The sequence below is a fragment of the Luethyella okanaganae genome (genome assembly GCF_042660285.1).
In the GTDB taxonomy this organism is placed as follows: Bacteria; Actinomycetota; Actinomycetes; order Actinomycetales; family Microbacteriaceae; genus Luethyella; species Luethyella okanaganae.
Genome location: NZ_JBHSTP010000001.1, coordinates 746,514 through 764,981 on the forward strand (window position 1 = coordinate 746,514; position 18,468 = coordinate 764,981).

General features: G+C 66.7%; 18 protein-coding genes, 2 tRNA genes and 1 pseudogene. 11 read left to right on the forward strand and 10 right to left on the reverse strand.

The genetic code is table 11. From position 1 onward, the window contains the following. The first annotated feature begins 30 nt into the window (after positions 1-30). The gene (locus ACFQB0_RS03425) at positions 31-795 is read left to right on the forward strand and encodes a fumarylacetoacetate hydrolase family protein (RefSeq protein WP_386727604.1); all 765 of its coding nucleotides are present in this window, start codon (positions 31-33) and stop codon (positions 793-795) included. Positions 796-820: 25 nt separating this feature from the next. Here the strand turns inward: ACFQB0_RS03425 and ACFQB0_RS03430 are convergent, their stop codons facing one another. After that, positions 821-1,912 carry an aminotransferase class V-fold PLP-dependent enzyme gene (locus ACFQB0_RS03430; RefSeq protein WP_386727607.1) on the reverse strand — a complete coding sequence of 364 codons (1,092 nt, stop codon included), beginning with the start codon at positions 1,910-1,912 and terminating at the stop codon, positions 821-823. Between the two features lie 81 nt (positions 1,913-1,993). Here ACFQB0_RS03430 and ACFQB0_RS03435 point away from each other — a divergent pair, with 81 nt between their 5' ends. The 4 genes from ACFQB0_RS03435 to ACFQB0_RS03450 all read left to right on the forward strand — a co-directional run bounded on the left by ACFQB0_RS03435 (position 1,994) and on the right by ACFQB0_RS03450 (position 5,658). Further along, positions 1,994-2,944, forward strand: coding sequence for a LysR family transcriptional regulator (locus tag ACFQB0_RS03435; RefSeq protein ID WP_386727609.1), 951 nt, complete (start codon positions 1,994-1,996; stop codon positions 2,942-2,944). A gap of 11 nt (positions 2,945-2,955) precedes the next feature. Continuing rightward, entirely contained in the window at positions 2,956-4,473 is a 1,518-nt protein-coding gene (gltX, locus tag ACFQB0_RS03440) for a glutamate--tRNA ligase (RefSeq protein ID WP_386727612.1), read from the forward strand. An 8-nt stretch (positions 4,474-4,481) separates the two neighbouring features. Beyond that, on the forward strand, positions 4,482-5,477 hold the full coding sequence (locus ACFQB0_RS03445) for an NAD(P)/FAD-dependent oxidoreductase (RefSeq protein WP_386727614.1): 996 nt from the start codon (positions 4,482-4,484) through the stop codon (positions 5,475-5,477). Positions 5,478-5,586: 109 nt separating this feature from the next. Continuing rightward, a tRNA-Gln gene (locus ACFQB0_RS03450) sits at positions 5,587-5,658 on the forward strand. Positions 5,659-5,980: 322 nt separating this feature from the next. Here the strand turns inward: ACFQB0_RS03450 and ACFQB0_RS03455 are convergent. Beyond that, the gene (locus ACFQB0_RS03455; protein ID WP_386727616.1) at positions 5,981-6,667 is read right to left on the reverse strand and encodes a hypothetical protein; all 687 of its coding nucleotides are present in this window, start codon (positions 6,665-6,667) and stop codon (positions 5,981-5,983) included. 136 nt (positions 6,668-6,803) lie between these two features. Between ACFQB0_RS03455 and ACFQB0_RS03460 the strand changes: the two genes are divergently transcribed. Then, positions 6,804-7,943 carry a coiled-coil domain-containing protein gene (locus ACFQB0_RS03460; RefSeq protein WP_386727618.1) on the forward strand — a complete coding sequence of 380 codons (1,140 nt, stop codon included), beginning with the start codon at positions 6,804-6,806 and terminating at the stop codon, positions 7,941-7,943. Between the two features lie 29 nt (positions 7,944-7,972). On the opposite strand, the gene ACFQB0_RS03465 is transcribed toward ACFQB0_RS03460, so the two are convergent. Beyond that, the gene (locus ACFQB0_RS03465; RefSeq protein WP_386727620.1) at positions 7,973-8,611 is read right to left on the reverse strand and encodes an MBL fold metallo-hydrolase; all 639 of its coding nucleotides are present in this window, start codon (positions 8,609-8,611) and stop codon (positions 7,973-7,975) included. Between the two features lie 138 nt (positions 8,612-8,749). Here ACFQB0_RS03465 and ACFQB0_RS03470 point away from each other — a divergent pair. After that, positions 8,750-8,980 (forward strand): annotated as a pseudogene (locus ACFQB0_RS03470) (hypothetical protein); the annotation flags it as partial. After that, positions 8,966-9,041, forward strand: a tRNA-Glu gene (locus tag ACFQB0_RS03475). The pseudogene ACFQB0_RS03470 and the gene ACFQB0_RS03475, both read left to right, overlap by 15 nt. A gap of 60 nt (positions 9,042-9,101) precedes the next feature. On the opposite strand, the gene ACFQB0_RS03480 is transcribed toward ACFQB0_RS03475, so the two are convergent. Further along, entirely contained in the window at positions 9,102-9,824 is a 723-nt protein-coding gene (locus ACFQB0_RS03480) for a site-specific integrase (RefSeq protein ID WP_386727623.1), read from the reverse strand. Between the two features lie 114 nt (positions 9,825-9,938). Here ACFQB0_RS03480 and ACFQB0_RS03485 point away from each other — a divergent pair, with 114 nt between their 5' ends. Both ACFQB0_RS03485 and ACFQB0_RS03490 read left to right on the forward strand, forming a co-directional pair. Then, the gene (locus ACFQB0_RS03485; RefSeq protein WP_386727625.1) at positions 9,939-10,631 is read left to right on the forward strand and encodes a hypothetical protein; all 693 of its coding nucleotides are present in this window, start codon (positions 9,939-9,941) and stop codon (positions 10,629-10,631) included. A 16-nt stretch (positions 10,632-10,647) separates the two neighbouring features. Further along, a complete protein-coding gene (locus ACFQB0_RS03490; RefSeq protein ID WP_386727627.1) occupies positions 10,648-10,872 on the forward strand; it encodes a hypothetical protein in 225 nt (74 codons plus the stop codon). Positions 10,873-11,021: 149 nt separating this feature from the next. Here the strand turns inward: ACFQB0_RS03490 and ACFQB0_RS03495 are convergent, their stop codons facing one another. Beyond that, a complete protein-coding gene (locus ACFQB0_RS03495) occupies positions 11,022-11,978 on the reverse strand; it encodes a zeta toxin family protein (protein WP_386727629.1) in 957 nt (318 codons plus the stop codon). Next, positions 11,975-12,199: a hypothetical protein gene (locus ACFQB0_RS03500; RefSeq protein ID WP_386727632.1), complete on the reverse strand. Its 225-nt coding sequence runs from the start codon at positions 12,197-12,199 to the stop codon at positions 11,975-11,977. Before ACFQB0_RS03500 ends, ACFQB0_RS03495 begins: the two co-directional genes overlap by 4 nt. A 391-nt stretch (positions 12,200-12,590) precedes the next feature. Here ACFQB0_RS03500 and ACFQB0_RS03505 point away from each other — a divergent pair, with 391 nt between their 5' ends. Next, on the forward strand, positions 12,591-13,436 hold the full coding sequence (locus ACFQB0_RS03505; protein WP_386729629.1) for a DUF3626 domain-containing protein: 846 nt from the start codon (positions 12,591-12,593) through the stop codon (positions 13,434-13,436). Between the two features lie 30 nt (positions 13,437-13,466). Here ACFQB0_RS03505 and ACFQB0_RS03510 read toward each other — a convergent pair whose 3' ends face one another. The 4 genes from ACFQB0_RS03510 to ACFQB0_RS03525 form a co-directional block, all read right to left on the reverse strand. After that, positions 13,467-14,684 (reverse strand): ROK family transcriptional regulator, encoded by a 1,218-nt coding sequence (locus tag ACFQB0_RS03510; RefSeq protein ID WP_386727634.1) that lies wholly within the window; start codon positions 14,682-14,684, stop codon positions 13,467-13,469. Between the two features lie 651 nt (positions 14,685-15,335). Beyond that, a complete protein-coding gene (locus tag ACFQB0_RS03515) occupies positions 15,336-16,508 on the reverse strand; it encodes a glycine C-acetyltransferase (protein ID WP_386727637.1) in 1,173 nt (390 codons plus the stop codon). 17 nt (positions 16,509-16,525) lie between these two features. Continuing rightward, positions 16,526-17,569, reverse strand: coding sequence for an L-threonine 3-dehydrogenase (gene tdh, locus ACFQB0_RS03520; RefSeq protein WP_386727640.1), 1,044 nt, complete (start codon positions 17,567-17,569; stop codon positions 16,526-16,528). A gap of 102 nt (positions 17,570-17,671) precedes the next feature. Next, complete coding sequence (locus tag ACFQB0_RS03525; protein WP_386727642.1) at positions 17,672-18,355, reverse strand: TIGR00645 family protein; 684 nt, start codon at positions 18,353-18,355, stop codon at positions 17,672-17,674. Positions 18,356-18,468: the final 113 nt, after the last annotated feature.

Consider the following 18,468-nt stretch of genomic DNA (forward strand, 5'->3'; position numbering starts at 1 on the left):
CCGACGTTCGGAACGGGAGGGTTCGCCGGAATGAAGATCGCTCGGTTCAGCGATGAAGATCGCATCGCTTACGGCATCGTCGACGACGATGAGCTCGTCGTGCTCGCCGGCGATCCTTTGTTCGCCGGCTACGATACGACGGGGGAGCGGGTTCCGCTCTCCGAGGTGAGACTGCTCGCCCCGGTGATCCCGCGCTCGAAGGTCGTCGCCGTCGGCAGGAACTATCTCGATCACGCGCAGGAGATGGGCGGGCAGGTCCCCGCGGAACCGCTGCTGTTCCTGAAGCCGAACACCGCGGTCATCGGCCCCGGAGATGCGATCGTGCTGCCTCCGCAGAGCAACCGGGTCGAACACGAGGGCGAGCTCGCCGTCGTCATCGGCCGGATCGCGAAGAACGTCACGGAGGACGCGGCGCTCGACGTCGTCTTCGGTTACACGATCGGAAACGACGTGACCGCGAGGGATCTCCAGCGGGCCGACGGTCAGTGGGCCCGCGCGAAGGGCTTCGACTCCTTCTGCCCGCTCGGTCCCGTCGTCGACACCGAGTTCGAACTGGACGGCGCGACCGTCGTCACGCGCGTCAACGGCGAGGTGCGTCAGCGGGGCGAGCTGAGCGACATGGCTCACCCCGTGGCGGCTGTCGTCGCCTACGCCTCGAGCGTGTGGACTCTGCTGCCCGGCGATGTGATCCTCACCGGCACCCCGGCCGGTGTCGGCCCGATCGTGGACGGAGATGTCGTCGAGGTCGAGATCTCTGGTCTGGGCGTGCTCTCCAACCCGGTCCGGAGGGGCTGACCCGCGCGTTCGGGCGGTTCCGGGCTCAGCGGTCGAGGGCACGCAGGGCGTCGACGACATCCTGATCGTCGTTCCACAGGTGGAAGGCGACCCTGGCGCGTCCGGCGCGCCCCGATGCCGTGAGGCCGGTGGCCGTAAGCCGAGCCAGATCTGAGCCGTCGAGGTCGGGCCAGGCCACGATCGCCTGATTCAGCCGCTCGATCCCGAGTCCGTCGCAGAGGGCGTCGCCGAGGCGGATCACATGATCGCGCACCTCGGCGAGGTCGAGCTTTCCAAAGAGTGCGATCGCGGGCTCCGCACCGACCCAGGCCGGCCAGGCCGGCGAGACGTCGAACCGGCGGGCATCCGGTGCGAGGTTCATGAGCGGCCCGTAGCAGGACTCCCAGGGGTTGTCGCCCGCATACCATCCTGCGGAGCCTGGCCGGAGTTCCGCGGCGAACTCGGCGGAGACGGTGAGGAAGGCGACTCCACGGGGCGCGCACAGCCACTTGTAGCTGTGGCAGACCGTCGCGTCGAAGAGCGAGGCGTCGACGGGCATCCAACCAACCGCCTGGGTGGTGTCGCAGAGCGTGCGCACCCCGTGACGGCGGGCGGCGACCAGGATCGAATCGGTGTCTGCGACCGTGCCGGTCGCGGACTGCACGAGGGACCAGACGACGAGAGTCGTCGTCGAGGTCACGTTCTCGGCGAGCTCGGCGATGGCGACATGTCGCACCGTCACGCCACGGTGGGACTGGGCGAGGAACGGGAACACCATAGAGCTGAAGTCGCCGTCGACACAGAGCACCTCGGCGCCGTCGGGGAGACTGCCTGCGACCATGCCGGCGAACGCGGACACCTGCGAACCGATCGCGACAGCGGTCGACGGCACGGCGACGAGCTCGGCGTAGCCGGCGCGAACCCGTTCGACGAGGCCGCTGTAGTCGTGCGCGGATGCGGCGCCCCTCTCCCACCGCTCGGCGTCCGCACGCATCGCGGCGATCGTGTCGATGCTCGGGAGGCCGAGGGTGCAGGCCGCGAGGTAGCCGCGACCGGAACGGAAGCGCTCGCGGGCATCGCTCATGGTGAGCGACGGGGCGGTTCGGGCACGTGGAACCGGCACAGTCTCGACGTTCATGAGTTCAGGATGAGGCCGCGGATGTCATTCGACAATGCCCAGTGTTCGAGGATAAGCATGACAGAATGTTATTGTTCGGCTATGCCTTCCTTGCCGGTGTTCGACCTCGACTCGCACTCTCTGAGGATCGTGCAGGCACTCGCGGAGCACGGATCGATCACCGCCGCCGCCGACGCACTCGGCTACAGTCAGCCGGCGATCAGCCAGCATCTCAAACGACTCGAGCAACGTCTCGGCATGCCCGTGATCGAGCGTGTAGGTCGTGGGGTGCGGCTGACCGAACCCGGCCGCGTGCTCGCCCGCCACGCCCTTCCGGTGACGACGGCACTGGATGCCGCGGCCGGCGAACTCGCGGAGCTGCGCGGCCTCCGCTCCGGCAGAGTGCGCCTGGCCGCCTTTCCCTCCGCCTCGCCGACGATCGTTCCGCGGCTGCTCGCGACGATGAGCGAACAGCACCCTGGCATCGGCATCACCTACCTCGAAGCCGAGCCGCCCGAGGCCGTTGCAGCCGTGCGCGAGAACCGGGCCGACATCGCCCTCACCTTCAGCTATCCGGGTGACCGGATCGATCCCCACCGTGAGAGCGCCAACGGGCTGGCGGTCACCGAATTGAGAAGGGAGGAGATGATGCTCGTGCTTCCCTCCGGTCATGCGCACGGGACATCCGAACTCGTCGACCTGGCGGCGCTCGACGGCGAGGCATGGATCGCCGGCTGTCCGCGGTGCCGAGGCCATCTGCTCGAGCTGTGCGATCGGGGTGGCTTCGCCCCGCGCATCGCCTATGAGACCGACAACTTCGTCGCCGTCATGAGCATGGTCGCCGCGGGCCTCGGCGTCGCCGTGCTGCCGACGCTCGCGATCGAGTCCGCGCGCATCCCGGCCGGGGTCGTCGTGAGGCCGACCGCCAACCGTGACCACCGCACCGTGCACATCGTCGCCGCGGAGGGTGCCGGACGGGTGCCGGCCGTCGCGGCCACCCTCCAGGTGCTCAGGCGCCTCGACGACGACCTCCTGGCGCTTCCCGCCAACTAGGATCGAGGGTGATGTCCGACTCAGCACACCCCTTCTCCACGGCCACCGGCAGCGACGTTCGCGTGCGATTCTGCCCGTCTCCGACGGGCACTCCGCATGTCGGCATGGTGCGCACCGCCCTGTTCAACTGGGCGTATGCTCGACACACCGGGGGCAGGCTCATCTTCCGCATCGAGGATACTGATGCCGCGCGCGACAGCGAGGAGAGCTACCACCAGCTCATCGATGCGCTCACCTGGCTCAACCTCACCTGGGATGAGGGTGTCGACATCGGCGGGCCGCATGGTCCGTACCGGCAGTCGCAGCGCACCGGTATCTACCACGATGTGATCGAGAGGCTCAAGGCCTCCGGCCACGTCTACGAGAGCTACTCCACCGCCGAGGAGATCGACGCGCGCAACGAGGCGGCCGGCCGGCCGAAGCAGTTCGGCTACGACAATTACGACCGAGACCTCAGCGACGAGCAGCGTGCGGCGTTCGCCGTGGAAGGACGTGAGCCGGCCCTGCGTCTGCGCGTGCCCGACGACGATCTGTCCTTCACGGATCTCGTGCGCGGCGAGATCACCTTTCCGGCCGGCTCGTTCACCGACTTCGTCGTCGTGCGCCCCAACGGTGCTCCGCTCTACACGCTTGTGAATCCCGTCGACGACGCGCTCATGCTGGTCACGCACGTGCTGCGCGGAGAGGATCTGCTCTCATCGACTCCACGCCAGATCGCGCTCTACCATGCTCTCATCGACATCGGCGTGACGACTTTCGTGCCGCTCTTCGGCCATCTTCCCTATGTCATGGGAGAGGGCAACAGAAAGCTCTCGAAGCGCGATCCCGAATCGAGTCTCTTCCATCACCGCGATCGGGGATTCATCCCGGAAGGTCTCATCAACTACCTCGCGCTGCTCGGCTGGTCGCTTTCGCACGACCGCGACGTCTTCACGGTCGAAGAGATGATCGCGGCTTTCGACGTCGAGGACGTCAACCCGAACCCGGCGCGTTTCGACCTCAAGAAGGCCGAGTCGATCAACGGTGACCATATCCGCAGGCTCGAGGTGCGGGACTTCGCCGCACGAACGGTGCCGTATCTGGTGGCGGCCGGCATCGTTGACGAGGAGCTGACCCCGGCGCAGGAGGCAACGCTCGCCGAGGCCGCGCCGCTCGTGCAGGAGCGCATCGCCCTGCTCGGCGAGGCTCCCGGCATGCTGGGCTTCCTGTTCACGGATGCGGCGGGTCTCGGCTACGCCGATGATGCGCTCGCATCCCTGCCCCAGAACGTCCAAGAGGTGCTCACGGTATCCGTCGACGCCCTGGACCGCGTTCCCGCTGTGGAGTGGACGCACGAACAGGTGCAGCAGGCGCTCAACGGCGCGCTCATCGACGGACTCGGCCTCAAGCCGCGTGTGGCCTTCGGTCCGCTGCGGGTCGCGATCTCCGGTCGCCGCGTCTCGCCACCGTTGTTCGAGTCCATGCAGATCCTCGGAAAAGACGAGTCGATCCTGCGCCTCGTCCGGTTGACGGGAAAGCTGGCGGGCTGAGGGCGACGATGAGTCACAGCGATGACGGAACACCGGACGCCCCGTCGAACGCCGCAGCATTCGAGGTCGTCGTCGTCGGGGCCGGCCCGGCGGGTCTGTCGGCGGCGCTCAATCTCGCGCGTGCCCGCCGACGCACGCTTCTCGTGGACAGCAATCGTCCGCGCAACGCGGCAACGCTGCACTCGCATGGCTTCATCACCCGCGACGGGACTTCACCGCTGGAATTGCGCAGACTGGCGCGTGAGGAGTTCGAGGGCTACCCGGGAGCGACCTTTCACGCAGGCCTCGTAGAGTCGATCGAGCGCGCCGACGGTGGTTTCGTGCTCACCGCCCGCGGAGTGCGTGGCTCCGCCGACCTCTCGGCGACCGCGCGCACGGTGATCGTCGCGACGGGGCTCGTCGAATCCCTGCCCTGCATCCCGAGCATCCGCGCCTGGTACGGCACCGATCTGCACAGCTGCATCGAATGCGACGGCTACGAGAAGGCGGACGAAGCCCTCGCGCTCATCGGCGAGTCGGACGACCTCGCGGAACGGGCGCTCATCGTCAGCCAGTGGAGTGACGACCTGATCGTGTTCACCAACGGCTCCACGGCGATCTCCCCCCGGGACGAGGCCGGTCTCGCCGCACGCGGCATCCGTGTCGAGCGCCGTGGCATCGTCGACGTCGTGGGGGAGCAGGGGCGCATGACAGGGGTGCTGCTCGCCGACGGCGAGACGATCGCGCGTGCTGCGGGCTTCGTGCGACCGGATTGGTCGCCCGCGATCGGGTTCCTCGACGGCCTTGGCATCGCTCTCGACGGCGAGGGACTCATTGCCGTCGATGCCGCCGGTCGGTCGAGCGTCCCCGGTCTCTACGCCGCCGGGGATTCCACGGCGCCGGGACCGGGGCAGCTGATCGTCGCCGCTGGCCAGGGAGCCCAGGTGGCCGCCGTCCTCAACCGGGACCTGCTCGGAAGCCTGGCCGTGGAGCCGAGCCTGGCCGTGGAGCCGAGCCTGGATTGAGCGGCGCCGGCTCGCGACGTTCCGCACGCGCGGGTGGCCGGCCCGGTTTGGTCGGGTACGCGTGCGTAGGCTAGAGTTGCGTGTCGGCCAGGGGTTCGCTTCGGGCCAATGGGGTATGGTGTAATTGGCAACACAGCGGTTTCTGGTACCGCCATTCTTGGTTCGAGTCCAGGTACCCCAGCGATAACCTCTGAGTTCCGCGGAAGCCGGGGGATTCAAGTGTCGGTCATGGCCAAGGATCTCGACGAGCAGTTCGCCGCGTTCCACCCGCGGATTAACCCTGGCGGAGCACCGCGATGGATAAGTTCAACTCGCAGGTGGATCGGGGTCGGTAGTCCGGCTCGACAACGTGACTGATTCTTTCGGCCACCTGTCGCCGCTGAACGACGGTCTCGGTTTCATCGAGCGGAGTTTTTGTCCTCGATGCGGGTGTCGTCGGTGAGCGTATTCCACAGCCGACGTTGACACGCGGGGGACACGAACCTCTTGATCGGCTACTTCAATCATGGGGGCGGGAGTGGCAGGAGGCCGACCAGGCGCACCGCGTCGCGATCCCGGTAGCAGCTCTGCAGAATGACGACAGCGCTGAGTCCGGCCGTCGCGGTCGCTGCGTCGTCGCCCGCGTGCGCGTCACGGCTCATGGCGACCTCGTAGCCGCCGTCGACACCGTTTCCGGTCAGGAAGACGCGGTCACCGGCCTGCATGTCTAGGACGATCTCGCCCCCGCAGCTCGTGTGGGCTCCCACGATCGGGGCCACGGCGCCGATGTCCATGCGCACCCATTGGCATTGATCGATCTCCGTTTGATAGCCGGTGGCCGTCACCGGGATCTCGAATGAACGCGCGGGGCTCTGTGGCGTGTGAGGCTTGGATGTGGCGACGTCCGCCGGAGACGCCTCGCGTGATCCGAGGTCGATGCTCGGCAGGGTGTTGGGCGACTGCTCGGCGACCCGCTGGGGAACCTCCTGTGCGATCTGCGGCACCATAGGAACCATCGCTGGGGAGAGCGCCGTCGTCGGGGCGGGAGCCGCCTCTGCGAACCGGGGCGCGAGCCACCAGGCGCCGGACACCGCCACTCCGGTCGCTATCGCCAGCGCCACCAGACGCAGAGCAGCGGTCCGCCGACCACGACGGTGGTAGACGATGAAGGGATCTCCCACGTCATGCCTTCCGGTGACTGGATCGCTCACAAGGTCTGTGTAGCACATCCGAAGCCAGCCGGGCCAGCAAACTCTTGCTGAGAATCGGATGGGGTGTGCTGGCGCGTGCTCCCACGACCTCTCGAATCCGAAACTAGACTCGCGCAGAGTGAGGAGTCGCCAACGCATGCGCAAGGGAATGCGTCTTCTGGGCGGCGCGATGATGGCTCTCGCCCTGTTAGGCGGGTCGTTCGTTGTGCCTGCGCATGCGGTCGACGACTATCCGAGCTGGGCCGACGTCGAGGCCGCCCGAGCATCGACGGCCGCCACCGCGGCCGAGGTCGACCGCATCGAGTCGCTGCTGTCCGGCCTGGAGACGCGAGCGGCGGAAGCGGGTGACGCCGCTGTCGTCGCGACCGCGAAGGCTGCCGCGGCCGATGCCGCTCTCGCCGGGGCGACGGCACGGGCCGCGACGCTCGGGACTCAGCTCTCCACGGCCTCCGCGCAAGCGGATGCGGCAGGCGAGCAGCTCGGCAGGTTCGGGGCGCACCTCTATCGTTCCGGTGCCGGAGATCTTGTGTCACGCATGCTCGTCACCCGGCAGAACCGTATCGACCTGCTGTACCAGCTCGGTGCATCGACCCGGCTGAGCGAGATCACGCGATCCGTGCAGCAGCACGCACTCGCCGCCCGCAACGTCGCCAGAACCCTCGAGAAACAGGCGCTGGCGGCTGCCACCGAGCGCGACCGCCTGGCCGGAACGGCTCGAGCCGAGTCGAACGACGCGAACCGAGCGCAGCAGACTGCCGACGAGCAGCTCGCATCACAGCGCGTGATCGCCGACGTACTGTTCGCTCAGCTTGCGAGCCTGCGCAACTCGACAGCCGAGACCGAGCGGGCGTATCGAGCAGGGGTGCTCGCCGAGCAGGAGTATCGAGAGCGGCAGCAGAGTGCGGGCGGATCCGACCCGGGAGACGGGTCGGGCTCCGGCGGGTTCACCCCGCCGTCGGGAGTCGTCGTCGACCCCGCCGGCGCTCGAGCCTATGCGGCCGATCAGGTCGCGGCGCGCGGCTGGGGGACCGATCAGTACGACTGCCTCGTTCGTCTGTGGAACCGGGAGTCGGGATGGCGGGTCGACGCATACAACGCGAGCAGCGGCGCATACGGGATCCCGCAATCGTTGCCGGGAAGCAAGATGCAGTCGGCCGGCGACGATTGGCGCACCAACGCGGCAACCCAGATCAACTGGGGGCTCGGCTACATCTCCTCGCGTTATAGCTCGCCGTGTGGCGCCTGGCAGCATTCCGAGGACGTCAACTGGTACTGAATGTCGTACTGAATGTCGACTGCACCGGGTCAGATGTCGAGCGTGCCCTGCGGCTCGAGCGGGAAGAACTCCCCGCCGCCCAGCTCGGTCGCCCACTTGATGCGCACGTTCGAGAGCTCCTTGCCGGCGCGGGAGAGCAGCATCTCGTGGGTGGGGAAGCTGCGCTTCGGCGCGATGGCGGTAACGTAGTCCATTGCCTCGGCGATCTTCATCCATGGCGCCGATGCCGGCACGGCCAGCACGTCGACATCGACACCCTCCGGGATCGTGAAGGAGTCGCCCGCGTAGTAGAGCGCGTCGTTGACGAGCACCCCGACGTTGTCGACGACGGGGATCGACGAGTGGATGAGGGCGTGCTTGCCGCCGAAGAAGCGGAGCGAGAACGGTCCGACGGTCACCTCGGCGCCGGATTGCACGACCTCGACGGGGAAGTCCGAAGCCGCGGCGGCGACGCCGGCCGGTGCGAAGATCCGCACGTTCTTGCTGTCGTTCAGGATGCGGTCGAGCTGTTCCGGCGTCCAATGGTCCGCGTGTTCATGGGTGATGACGACCGCGACCGTTCCGGCGGATTCGGTGATCGCCGTCGTGTATGTCCCGGGGTCGACATAGAGCTTGTCCCCCGAATGCTCAACAACGAGTGCGGCATGCTCCAACTTGGTCAGTCTCATGCTTCGAGCCAACACCCTTCCCGCCCGTGGTGCAACATGCGCGAGGCGGCATAGACCGCGCGACACGCAGCGGTTCGGTTGCCCCGCCCGGTCGGCTGACCGCGATAATCGGCCTAGGACCTCTGCCTCGTTGCGCGTCGTCGTTCTTTCAGGGGAGGGGTGAAGATCACCCCGAACGCCCGGCTCGACGATGGCCTGCTCGACCTCTTCATCGTGTCGCCGATGTCGCGGCCAGCGTTCCTGCGGCTGTTGCCCCTGGGTGCCGGGAGCGCTCAACGTGTTCGCCTGAGCCTGGACGTGTCTCGGTTTGGAGTCGGTGCTCGCTGTATGGCATACTTTTCAAGTTGTCGAAACGGCCCCATCGTTTAGCGGCCTAGGACGTCGCCCTCTCACGGCGGTAACGCGGGTTCAAATCCCGCTGGGGTCACCAACAGAAAACCCCCGGTCATCCGGGGGTTTTCGCATTTCTGCCGTTGGGACTCTGGAGGGCCTAAGCCGCTCTTGGCAACAGATTGGCAACATCTGATTGCATCGCCGCCAGGTTGAGCGCCGTGGCAACACCGTCGAGGTCGTCGTCGAACAGGTCGGCGTACACGTCGAGCGTGACCGCGGCCGAGGCGTGGCCGAGCATCCGCTGGACGGCCTTCACGTTCGCGCCGGCGCTGACGGCGAGGGAGGCGGCGGTGTGCCGCAGCTCGTGGGGCGTGAGGCCCTTAATCCCGACCGCGGTGGCGGCGTCGTCGAACCAGCCGACCCGGTAGACGTGGTTGCGGAGCCAGGTGCCGGTGCGGATGCCGTAGAACACCGGAGCGTCGCCGTCGCGGCCGGCGATCTGCGTCCGAAGCAGGCCGACGAGGAACGCCGGGATCGGGATGCTGCGGTGCTCGTAGTCCTTCGGCGGCTCGATGCGCTGATAGCCCCTGTCGGCCACGACCGTCTGCTCTACTGTCAGCTGGGGGTGCTTCGCGTCGAGATCGAGGTCACGGATACGGAGCCCGGACAGTTCGCCCCAGCGGAGGCCGCAGTAGGCGAGCACGAGGACCACGAGACCGTAGCCGTACTCGCGGCCGTCCTTCGCCTGGTTGATCAGATCGTTCTCCGTGCCACCGCGATGGGCATCATCAGCCTCTGATCCAGCTTTGTGGATAGCACCTGTGGCCTCAGGGCTAAGAGTGGCCGTCGAGTCTTGAGCGACCCGACAGGCGACGACCATGATGCGAAGGTCTGGTGAGGGAAACCTGCTGGGCAGCCAAGAGTCTCCTCGCCCGAAGCCCTTGGGGTAGGGCGACGTCATCATCCCGGTTCGCCGGCATTTGGAAGGACAACGATGTACCCACCCACACAGGCACGAGGGCCTCGCAATAAGGCGCGGCTGATCACCTCGATCACCGCGGCGACTGCGACGGCTCTCGCCATGCTCTTCATGGCGCCGGCAGCAAACGCGGCGGAAGCGCCCATCGAACCGCCGCCAGTGGTCGAGATCTCTGCTGAAGAGCAGGCGAACCTCGACGCCCTACTGGCAGCCTCAGACAATAGCGGCGACGTGGCGGTGTTCGACGTCGATCAGGCGCTTCAGCTCGGCGCTGACGAGGCCGCGACCCAGCGGTACGCCTCGGCGTTCGTGGAGTCCGGAGGAACGCTGGCGGCCGGCCTGTCATCCGTCGCCGCCGACATCGCCCGAGGCACCCAAGCCGGGGCGATGGCTCTGGCCGCATGTCTTGGTCAGACCGGGTTCACAGGCTACTACTGGTTCGGCCCCCAGACGGCGCTGGATTCGTGCCTCACGACGGCCTTCATCAACGGCATCGCCCTGGCAGCTGCTGGTGGCGGCGTCTACGCTGCCGCGTCAGCCTTGACGGTTGCTGGACTCCCGGCGGCCGCGGTGACAGGCGTGGTCGCCGCGGTCCTCGGACTGGGCGTGGTGTTCTTGACGATCTGTAAGGACACGAGCAGTGTGAATGCTATCTACCTCAACGGCGGAATACCCGGAGTGGTTCCTCCCAGCTGCTGGGCCCAATAAGAGAGAGGTGAACCAGATGTCCATCGATAACCGTCTTATGGCCGTCGGCCTTGTCCTCGGCGTCCTCGGCATCGGAATTGGTGTCGGCTTGGTGACTGCGAGCTTCATGGTCGGTCTGGGAACAGCGAGCGGGTCTTCCCTGTCGTCATCAGGGACGATCGCGATCGTCGTCTTCCTGGTGCTGACTGTCGTCGTGATAGCGGCAGCGAGGCAGCAAAAGCAGATCGGTGGACAGGGCTGATCCTGACCTGAGGGAGGGGGTTCAGAGATATCGAGCTCCCTCCCTCCTCCCTGCGGCAACAAGGTGCCGACGCAGATGCTGAGTGGTGATTCACCGAGGCTGAGCGCCGATCCATGGTTCTGCGCGTGAGGGGCTGAGTACGGTTCGACTCATGTCGCTGCCGTCGGTACGGCGAACGTTCCCCGTCCGCTCAGCGTCCGATAACTCGGTGGCTCGTGACCGGGCGCGTCACGCGACGGCGCGGGGCGATAGGGCGGGAGCGAGCGCCGAAGGGTCTGCCCGACCCGTCCGACGATCCCCGACGGCTCGGGCGCCGCCGCCTTGAGGGCGATCCTCCGGTGGGCCTGCTGTTCCTCCAGCGCCTGCTTGTCGGCGCTCGGCTCGTCCCGCGCCAGCTCGATCATCCCGGCGGCGTCGTCTTGCAGTCGCCAGTAGGCGGGTGCGGTGGTCAGGCTGAAGTAGCCGCGCCGGGCATGAGCGGCGCCGAACACGGCGCCGTAGTCCGCGAGCCAGCCGACCGCCTCGGCCGGGGTGAGCTGCCGGGTCTGCTCGGCGCGGAGCACCTCGGCCGCGTGGGGCTGGTGCTCCCACACGCCGGCCTGGGTGCGATGGTTGTCGTAGAGGCGGCGGTCGCGGGCGTAGACCTGGATGCGGGTGACGGCGGGCAGAGCCTCCAGCGCGGCGACGACCTCGACCCGGTAGCCGGCCTCCGCGAACCGGGCCGCGGTGCCGGTGACCATCGTCGGGTCGCGGAAGGTGCCCTCCAGCAGCGCTGGGTAGCCGTGCTCGATCGCGTGATCCAGGGCGAGCCGGATGAGCCCGCTGGAGGTCGGCGCGGTCGCGGCCGGCATTCCCAGCGGGTCGTCCACCGCCAGCTCGCGGTAACCGGGATGGTAGGCGCGCAGATCGTCGCCGGTGATGGACACCAGCTCCGGATGCTCGGCGAGGATCGCCGCCTGCGCCCGCATCTTGCCGGCGGCCGGCTGGCCGCCGAGCAGCACCAGGAGTCGGTCGCCGGCCGGGACCGGCGTGAAGATCGCGCCCCTCACGGCGGCGTCGAACACCTGCCGCAGCCGCGCCTCGCTGGGCGCGTCGGGTTCTATCACGCGATCCGGCGGGTCGCCTGGCCGGTCAAGGCGTCGATCTCATCGAGCCATGCCTGCTGCTGGGCGATCAGTCCGAGCCGGTCGTCCGGGTCCAGTGCCGTGCGCTGCTGGTTCACCAGGCGCACCCGCGCGGCCCAATACTCGCGCTCGCGCTCGTCGGCGGTGGCGAGCTGCCGTTCGATCAGCACGGAGGCCAGGGTGGTCGCGCCCTGGGCGGTCATGTCGTAGAGGGCAACGTCGGAGACGCGGGCACCTTGTCACACTCGACAAGTGCCCGGACGCACCAGGATTACCCGCCTCCGCAGGGGCGGAAACGTGGCAACATTTTGGCAACGAACGCTGACGACGAGACCTTCCGCGACGCACTTGACGCACGCGGAACCCCTGTAAACACAGGACAGAACGTGGTCGGTCACAGCGTTGCGGGGGAGCCAACTCTCACGGCGGTAACGCGGGTTCAAATCCCGCTGGGGTCACCAACAGCCCGGATGCCAGTGTTACTGGGGTCCGGGCTTTTATTTGTGTGACAGCAGGGGTCGAGATGTCCTGCGGGTGCCACGGTCAGCTGGCTAGGCTTGGAATGTGTTGGCTTCGGAGTACATCGCCTTGGTTGTGGAACACGTCCGCGGGCTATCTGACGGAGCAGCACTAGACCCAGACGCGCGCATCAATCTCCATTTCCAAGCTGATCAGCATCATGCGGGCGGCGCGTCAGTCCTTGATGGCATTGCCTCATCGGGCACGTACCTGTCGCAGTTCGAGACGGGCGTCAGCAATGGAGGGCTGACTGCTCACCCAGGCGGCGACCGCTTCGCGTGGGAGCAGCGCATGTTCGCGAGCGTCTACGACACCCTTCGACCCGAGGTCCGCCCCAAGTACGGGGCGCTGAATCTCGACCGTGATCCGTATGGGGCCGCGCCCCGCTTCGGAGCCTGTTATTTCAGGCTCCGACGGGAGGCGCTTGACCGGACCACGTTCTGCTATCCCGACAGCGTCTTCCAGCCGACCAATTTTGCAACGGCCGACAGGTTCGGACTTCTCGACGCCGTGGCCGACCGTCCCAGCGACGATCCGCTCGATCACTACATCGAAGCCCACGTTCACGGGCCAGTCATCGTTGCGCGGGACGCAGAGGCCCTGATCCTGGATCCGTCATACCGCGGCACCGAGGTCGAGGCCGCTGCCTCGCGTCTTGACTGTCCCCTCGAATGGCATCAGGGCTATCGGGTCGGCCTCGCGGTAATCCGCGATCACCCCGACTATCGAGGAGTGAGCATCGTGCGCCTGGCAGAGCAGATCGCCAAGTACGGCGAGCTCACCCCTGAAGTCATCGGCCGCGCACGGTGGGAGGGCACTCACGATCCCCAACAGCTCAAGAAGGTGTGGCACTACCTGGGCAGATTCGGGCGAGCGGCGGATGGTGACCTCGAGACAAAGTGGTTCCGCGAGACTGCGTGAATCGTCGAAAAGAGCCCTCTTTTCGACGATTCACGCAGTCTCGCGGGAAGCAGTCTCGCGGAAAGTGGGGGAGTCCTCGCCGACGGTCGGGGCTGCCCAGCGGATGCCGAGGAGTTCTCGGAGCGCGTGTTGGCCGATGCCTTGGAAGGGGTTCTTCGATTGGGCATAGCGGACCGTTATGGCCTGGGTGCCGTGGGCGGGGTAGGTTTCGAGGTCATCTGTGATGTCTGTGATGAAGGTGTCGCCGAGTGCGGGGGCGGCTCCGCCGATGATGACATCGCCGATGTCGAGGGTCGCGCAGATGAGGCGGATTGCGCGGGCGAGCGCGCGTGCTCCGTCTGAGAGGCGTTCGTTGGCGTCTGTCGTCGCCGCGAGTGCGCGGATCTCGTCGAGGTCGGCTTCGTCGCGGAAGGCGGGTCCGAGCATCGCGCTCAACGAGGAGGTGGATTCGAGGCATCCGGTGAGACCGCAGCGGCATACGTTTCGGGAGCCTTCGTAGACGACTCGGACGTGTCCGATCTCACCGACCCTGCCGGTCGGGCCCAGCATCAGCTTTCCGTCGTGGACGATCGCTGCGCCGATCCCTTCGCCGAGGTGGACGAACAGGCAGCTCCGGCCGGCATCTGGAGACGAGACGGACTCGGCGAGTGCTTCGGCGTCGGCATCGTTGATCGCGATGCATGGTGCGCCGACCGCCGCCTGGACGAGGTCGGTGATCGGTTCCTCGTGCCATCCCAGTTGGACGCTCTCGATGACGCGGCCGTGGTTCGTGGTGCCGGGAATCTGCAGGCCGACCCCCAGAACCTCGTGGTTCGACTCGTCCATGAGCCTCGCCGCAAATCCGGCCACAGTCTCGGGGGTGACTCGGGTGGTGAGGTGTTCCACGACGTCGACGACCATGTCTCCGGCGAGGTCCAGGATCGCGCCATGCAGGAGTAGTGGCCGCAGGACGATGACGAGGATGCTGTGACGCTTACGATCGATGTTCAGGGTTGTCGCGGGTTTTCCACCGGTGCTCGCCGCGAGCCTCCCGTCTCTGACGTACCCGTTCTGGATGAGCTCCGACAGCAGGGAGGAGACGGTGGCCGAGGTCAGTCCTGAGCGGCGAGCGATCTCGGCTCGAGTCATCCGGCCGTCGTTCTCGACGACGAGCTGAAGTGCGGCGCGGAGGTTGCGGCGCCGGGTCTCGAGTTGTCCCGAGCTGACCGCCGGCGGCATTTGCCAGTGCCGGCCTCGCAGGAACTCCAATGCTGCCCTCCTCGGTGAAGCGTGACCTGAGACAATTGTGCGTTGGTCGAAGGCCAGCCGTAAAGAACGATGATGATGATGATGATGATGATGATGATGATGATGATGATGACAGAGCTATCGACTTAATTTAGGCACTCACTATAGTACTTGGGTAGCACTACTCGCTCGGGAAGGACGCGGCTGCCGTTCTCTCGTTCACCGGTACAGAGGCGAAGCTCTACGGGAGCAAGCATCCCGGCCACGGGATCTACGCGTTGAGCGTGGATGGCGGCCCGGAGGCAATCGTGGACGGGTACGCGGCGACGGGATATCAACTCGTCTTCGACACGGGCACCCTGCCGCAAGGCCCCCCGCACTGTAAGGATGCGATTGACGGGCACCAAGAACGCTGCGGCGACCGGAATCGCCGGCCAGCTCGACTACGGCGTCGTGGCCACCGATGGAAGCGAATCGGCCATCGCCTAGGCCGGGTTGCCACAGCCCTCGACGCTGATCGCCCGCCACCAACGGCAGGAGAGACGACCATACGACCGTGAGGATTCAGCCGCTGCATCTGAGGTTGGGCATCGCCGTCGCAGGATCGCTGCTCTGGTCGATGTCGGTCAAAACACAACACGGTGCCGGGGGTCTCTGCATTCCCGATGCCGGTCAGGCGGCGGACTCCGCGTCGTGCGCGATCACGAACGCGGCGACGGCCTTCTCGATGTCGTCGCTCGTGTGAGCCGCGGAGAGCTGCACGCGGATCCGCGCCGCGCCGTGCGGCACGACCGGGTAGCTGAAGGCGACGACGTAGACGCCCTCTGCGAGCATCCGGTCGGCGAGCCGGGCAGCCAGCGCCGCGTCGCCGAACATGACGGGAACGATGGGATGCTCGCCGTCGAGCAGCTCGAAGCCCTCTTCGACCATTCGCCGACGGAACTGGGCGGCGTTCGTGCGCAGTTGCTCGCGCAACCGGCTGCTCTCGCCGAGCAGGTCGAGGGCGGCGAGCGTGCCGGCGACCACGGCAGGGGCGACGGTGTTCGAGAAGAGGTACGGGCGCGCCCTTTGCCGCAGCAGGGCGACGATCTCGGCGTGTCCGGAGATGTAGCCGCCCGATGCCCCGCCGAGCGCCTTGCCGAAGGTTCCGGTGTAGATGTCGACCCGGTCGCCGACCCCGGCGAGCTCTGGCGTCCCACGGCCGTTCTCGCCCACGAAGCCGACCGCGTGGGAGTCGTCGACCATGACGAGCGCCCCGTAGCGCTCGGCGAGGTCGCAGATCCCGCCGAGCGGAGCCAGATAGCCGTCCATCGAGAACACGCCGTCGGTCACGATGACGCGTTGCCTGGCATTCTCCGCAGCGACGAGCTGCGCCTCGAGGTCGGCCAGGTCGCGGTTCTTGTAGCGGAAGCGCTGGGCCTTCGACAGGCGCACGCCGTCGATGATCGAGGCATGATTGAGCTCGTCCGAGATGATCGCGTCCTCCGGTCCGAACAGGGTCTCGAAGACGCCGCCGTTCGCGTCGAAGCACGACGAGAACAGGATCGTCCCCTCGGTTCCCAGAAACTCAGACACACGGCGTTCGAGCTCGATGTGCAGATCCTGGGTGCCGCAGATGAAGCGGACGCTCGCCAGGCCGAAGCCCCAGCGGTCCATCGCGCGCTGGGCAGCCGACACGATCGCCGGATGGTTTGCGAGCCCCAGGTAGTTGTTGGAGCAGAAGTTGAGCACGTCGCCGCCGTTCGCGGTGATGTGCGCCGACTGCGCAGACGAGATGCGCCGTTCGTTCTTGTAGAGCCCGCCCGCCGTGATCTCATCCAGCGTCCCGAGCAACTGGTCCCTCATCGTTCCGTACACGGGCTCTACACTCCACTCCAGTCGAGCACGACCTTGCCGCCGTGCGCCTCGCGCGCCGCCGCGAAGCCCTTCTCCCACTCCGTCGCCGAGAAGCGGTCGGTGATCACGATGGAGAGCGCGTCCCGCAGCTCCCGGCTCGTCTGCAGCATCGCGCTCATCGCGTTCCACGACTCGTACATCTCGCGGCCGTAGATGCCCTTGATCGTCAGCATGTGGGTGACGACCTTGGCCCAGTCGACGTCGATCGGTTGGCTTGGCAGACCGAGCATCGCAACACGGCCTCCGTGGTTGAGGTTGAGGATCATCTCGGGCAGCGCGCTCGAGTGCCCCGACATCTCGAAGCCGACGTCGAAGCCCTCCTTCATGCCGAGGGAGAGCTGCGCATCCGCTATCCGCTCACGGGCGACATCGACCGTCAGGTCGGCGCCGACCCGGCGAGCCAGCTCGAGGCGCGGCTCCGAGACATCCGTCACAACGATGAACCGGGCGCCGATGTGGCGGGCCACGGCGGCTGACATGAGGCCGATCGGGCCGGCCCCCGTGATGAGCACGTCCTCGCCGACCAGTGGGAAGCTCAGCGCCGTGTGCACGGCATTGCCGAAAGGGTCGAAGATCGCCGCGAGATCCGGATCCGTTCCGTCTTGATGCACCCACACGTTCGACTCGGGGATGACGACGAACTCGGCGAACGCGCCGTCGCGGTTGACGCCGACGCTGAGCGTGCGGATGCACATCTGCCGCCGCCCGGCGCGGCAGTTGCGGCAGTTGCCGCAGACGATATGACCCTCGCCAGAGACGCGAGCGCCGACGTGCACGTCACGAACCTCGTGGCCGATCTCGACCACCTCGCCGTAGAACTCGTGTCCAGGGATGATGGGCGGCTCGATCGTGCTCGCCGCCCAGGCGTCCCAGGACTCGATATGGAGGTCCGTTCCGCAGATGCCGGTTCTCAGCACCCGGATCTTGACCTCATGATCGCCGGGAACGGGTTCCGGCCGGTGGGCCAGTTCCAGTCCCGGCGCGCCGCTTGGCTTGAACAATGCCAGCACGTGCGCCGCCTTCCGCTCGTCGTCGAACTCGTCGATATGGAGTTGTCTGTTGGGGATCGCCCGTCAGGATGCTACCCGCTCCTGCCACGAGCGGCGTGCAGGTCACTCGACGTCGGCCATGGCAGGCGCTGGGATGGGCAGGGAATCGTGCGTCTCGCCGGTGACCGGCTTGTGGTAGGACATCCGGTCGATCCAGGCCAGGGCGATGGCCGAGAAGATGAACACGGTGTGAATGATCACCTGCCACATGACGCCCTCGCCGGTGTAGACGTTCCCTGTGATGTTCTCCGCTCTCGCACTCGCCGGTGCTTCGAGGTCGCCGACCTCGATGAAGGTCTTCAGCAGGTGGATCGAGGAGATGCCGATGATCGCCATGGCGAGCTTGACCTTGAGCACGTTCGCGTTGACGTGCGAGAGCCATTCCGGCTGGTCGGGATGCCCGTCGACCCTGATGCGCGAGACGAAGGTCTCGTAGCCGCCGATGATCACCATGATGAGCAGGTTCGCGATCATGACGACGTCGATGAGACCCAGCACCGCGAGCATGACGTCGGCTTCTTGAAGCTGATATTTGTCGACGCCCGGATGCGCGAACGAGTCCCAGACCTTCTCTCCGAGATGCCAGAGCTCGATCATGAAGACGATGACATAGATCGCTTGTGCGACGATGAGCCCGAGGTAGAGTGGCGCCTGCAGCCAGCGGCTCGCGAAGATGGCATAGCCGATCAGCGGCGATCCTGGAGGGGTTCTGTAGTTGCGGGCGGCGGGCGGGGGAACGACGTTCACTCGGGTCTCCTCGGCTCTCGATTCGAGATCGATTCTAGTTTGCGAGCGGACGCCGCGCGCCGCGTGGAGGGTCGATGCGCACCTCTGAGGCGCATCCGCTAGACTCGGCCCTA

Excerpts from the sequence above, each read along its gene's own strand:
- ACFQB0_RS03425 (WP_386727604.1), top strand. The coding sequence starts at position 31 with ATGAAGATCGCTCGGTTCAGCGATGAAGATCGCATCGCTTACGGCATC.
- ACFQB0_RS03515 (WP_386727637.1), bottom strand. The coding sequence starts at position 16,508 with ATGAGGGACCAGTTGCTCGGGACGCTGGATGAGATCACGGCGGGCGGG.
- ACFQB0_RS03460 (WP_386727618.1), top strand. The coding sequence starts at position 6,804 with ATGCGCAAGGGAATGCGTCTTCTGGGCGGCGCGATGATGGCTCTCGCC.
- ACFQB0_RS03445 (WP_386727614.1), top strand. The coding sequence starts at position 4,482 with ATGAGTCACAGCGATGACGGAACACCGGACGCCCCGTCGAACGCCGCA.
- ACFQB0_RS03490 (WP_386727627.1), top strand. The coding sequence starts at position 10,648 with ATGTCCATCGATAACCGTCTTATGGCCGTCGGCCTTGTCCTCGGCGTC.
- ACFQB0_RS03480 (WP_386727623.1), bottom strand. The coding sequence starts at position 9,824 with ATGGTCGTCGCCTGTCGGGTCGCTCAAGACTCGACGGCCACTCTTAGC.
- ACFQB0_RS03430 (WP_386727607.1), bottom strand. The coding sequence starts at position 1,912 with ATGAACGTCGAGACTGTGCCGGTTCCACGTGCCCGAACCGCCCCGTCG.
- gltX (WP_386727612.1), top strand. The coding sequence starts at position 2,956 with ATGTCCGACTCAGCACACCCCTTCTCCACGGCCACCGGCAGCGACGTT.
- ACFQB0_RS03465 (WP_386727620.1), bottom strand. The coding sequence starts at position 8,611 with ATGAGACTGACCAAGTTGGAGCATGCCGCACTCGTTGTTGAGCATTCG.
- ACFQB0_RS03435 (WP_386727609.1), top strand. The coding sequence starts at position 1,994 with ATGCCTTCCTTGCCGGTGTTCGACCTCGACTCGCACTCTCTGAGGATC.
- ACFQB0_RS03485 (WP_386727625.1), top strand. The coding sequence starts at position 9,939 with ATGTACCCACCCACACAGGCACGAGGGCCTCGCAATAAGGCGCGGCTG.
- ACFQB0_RS03500 (WP_386727632.1), bottom strand. The coding sequence starts at position 12,199 with ATGACCGCCCAGGGCGCGACCACCCTGGCCTCCGTGCTGATCGAACGG.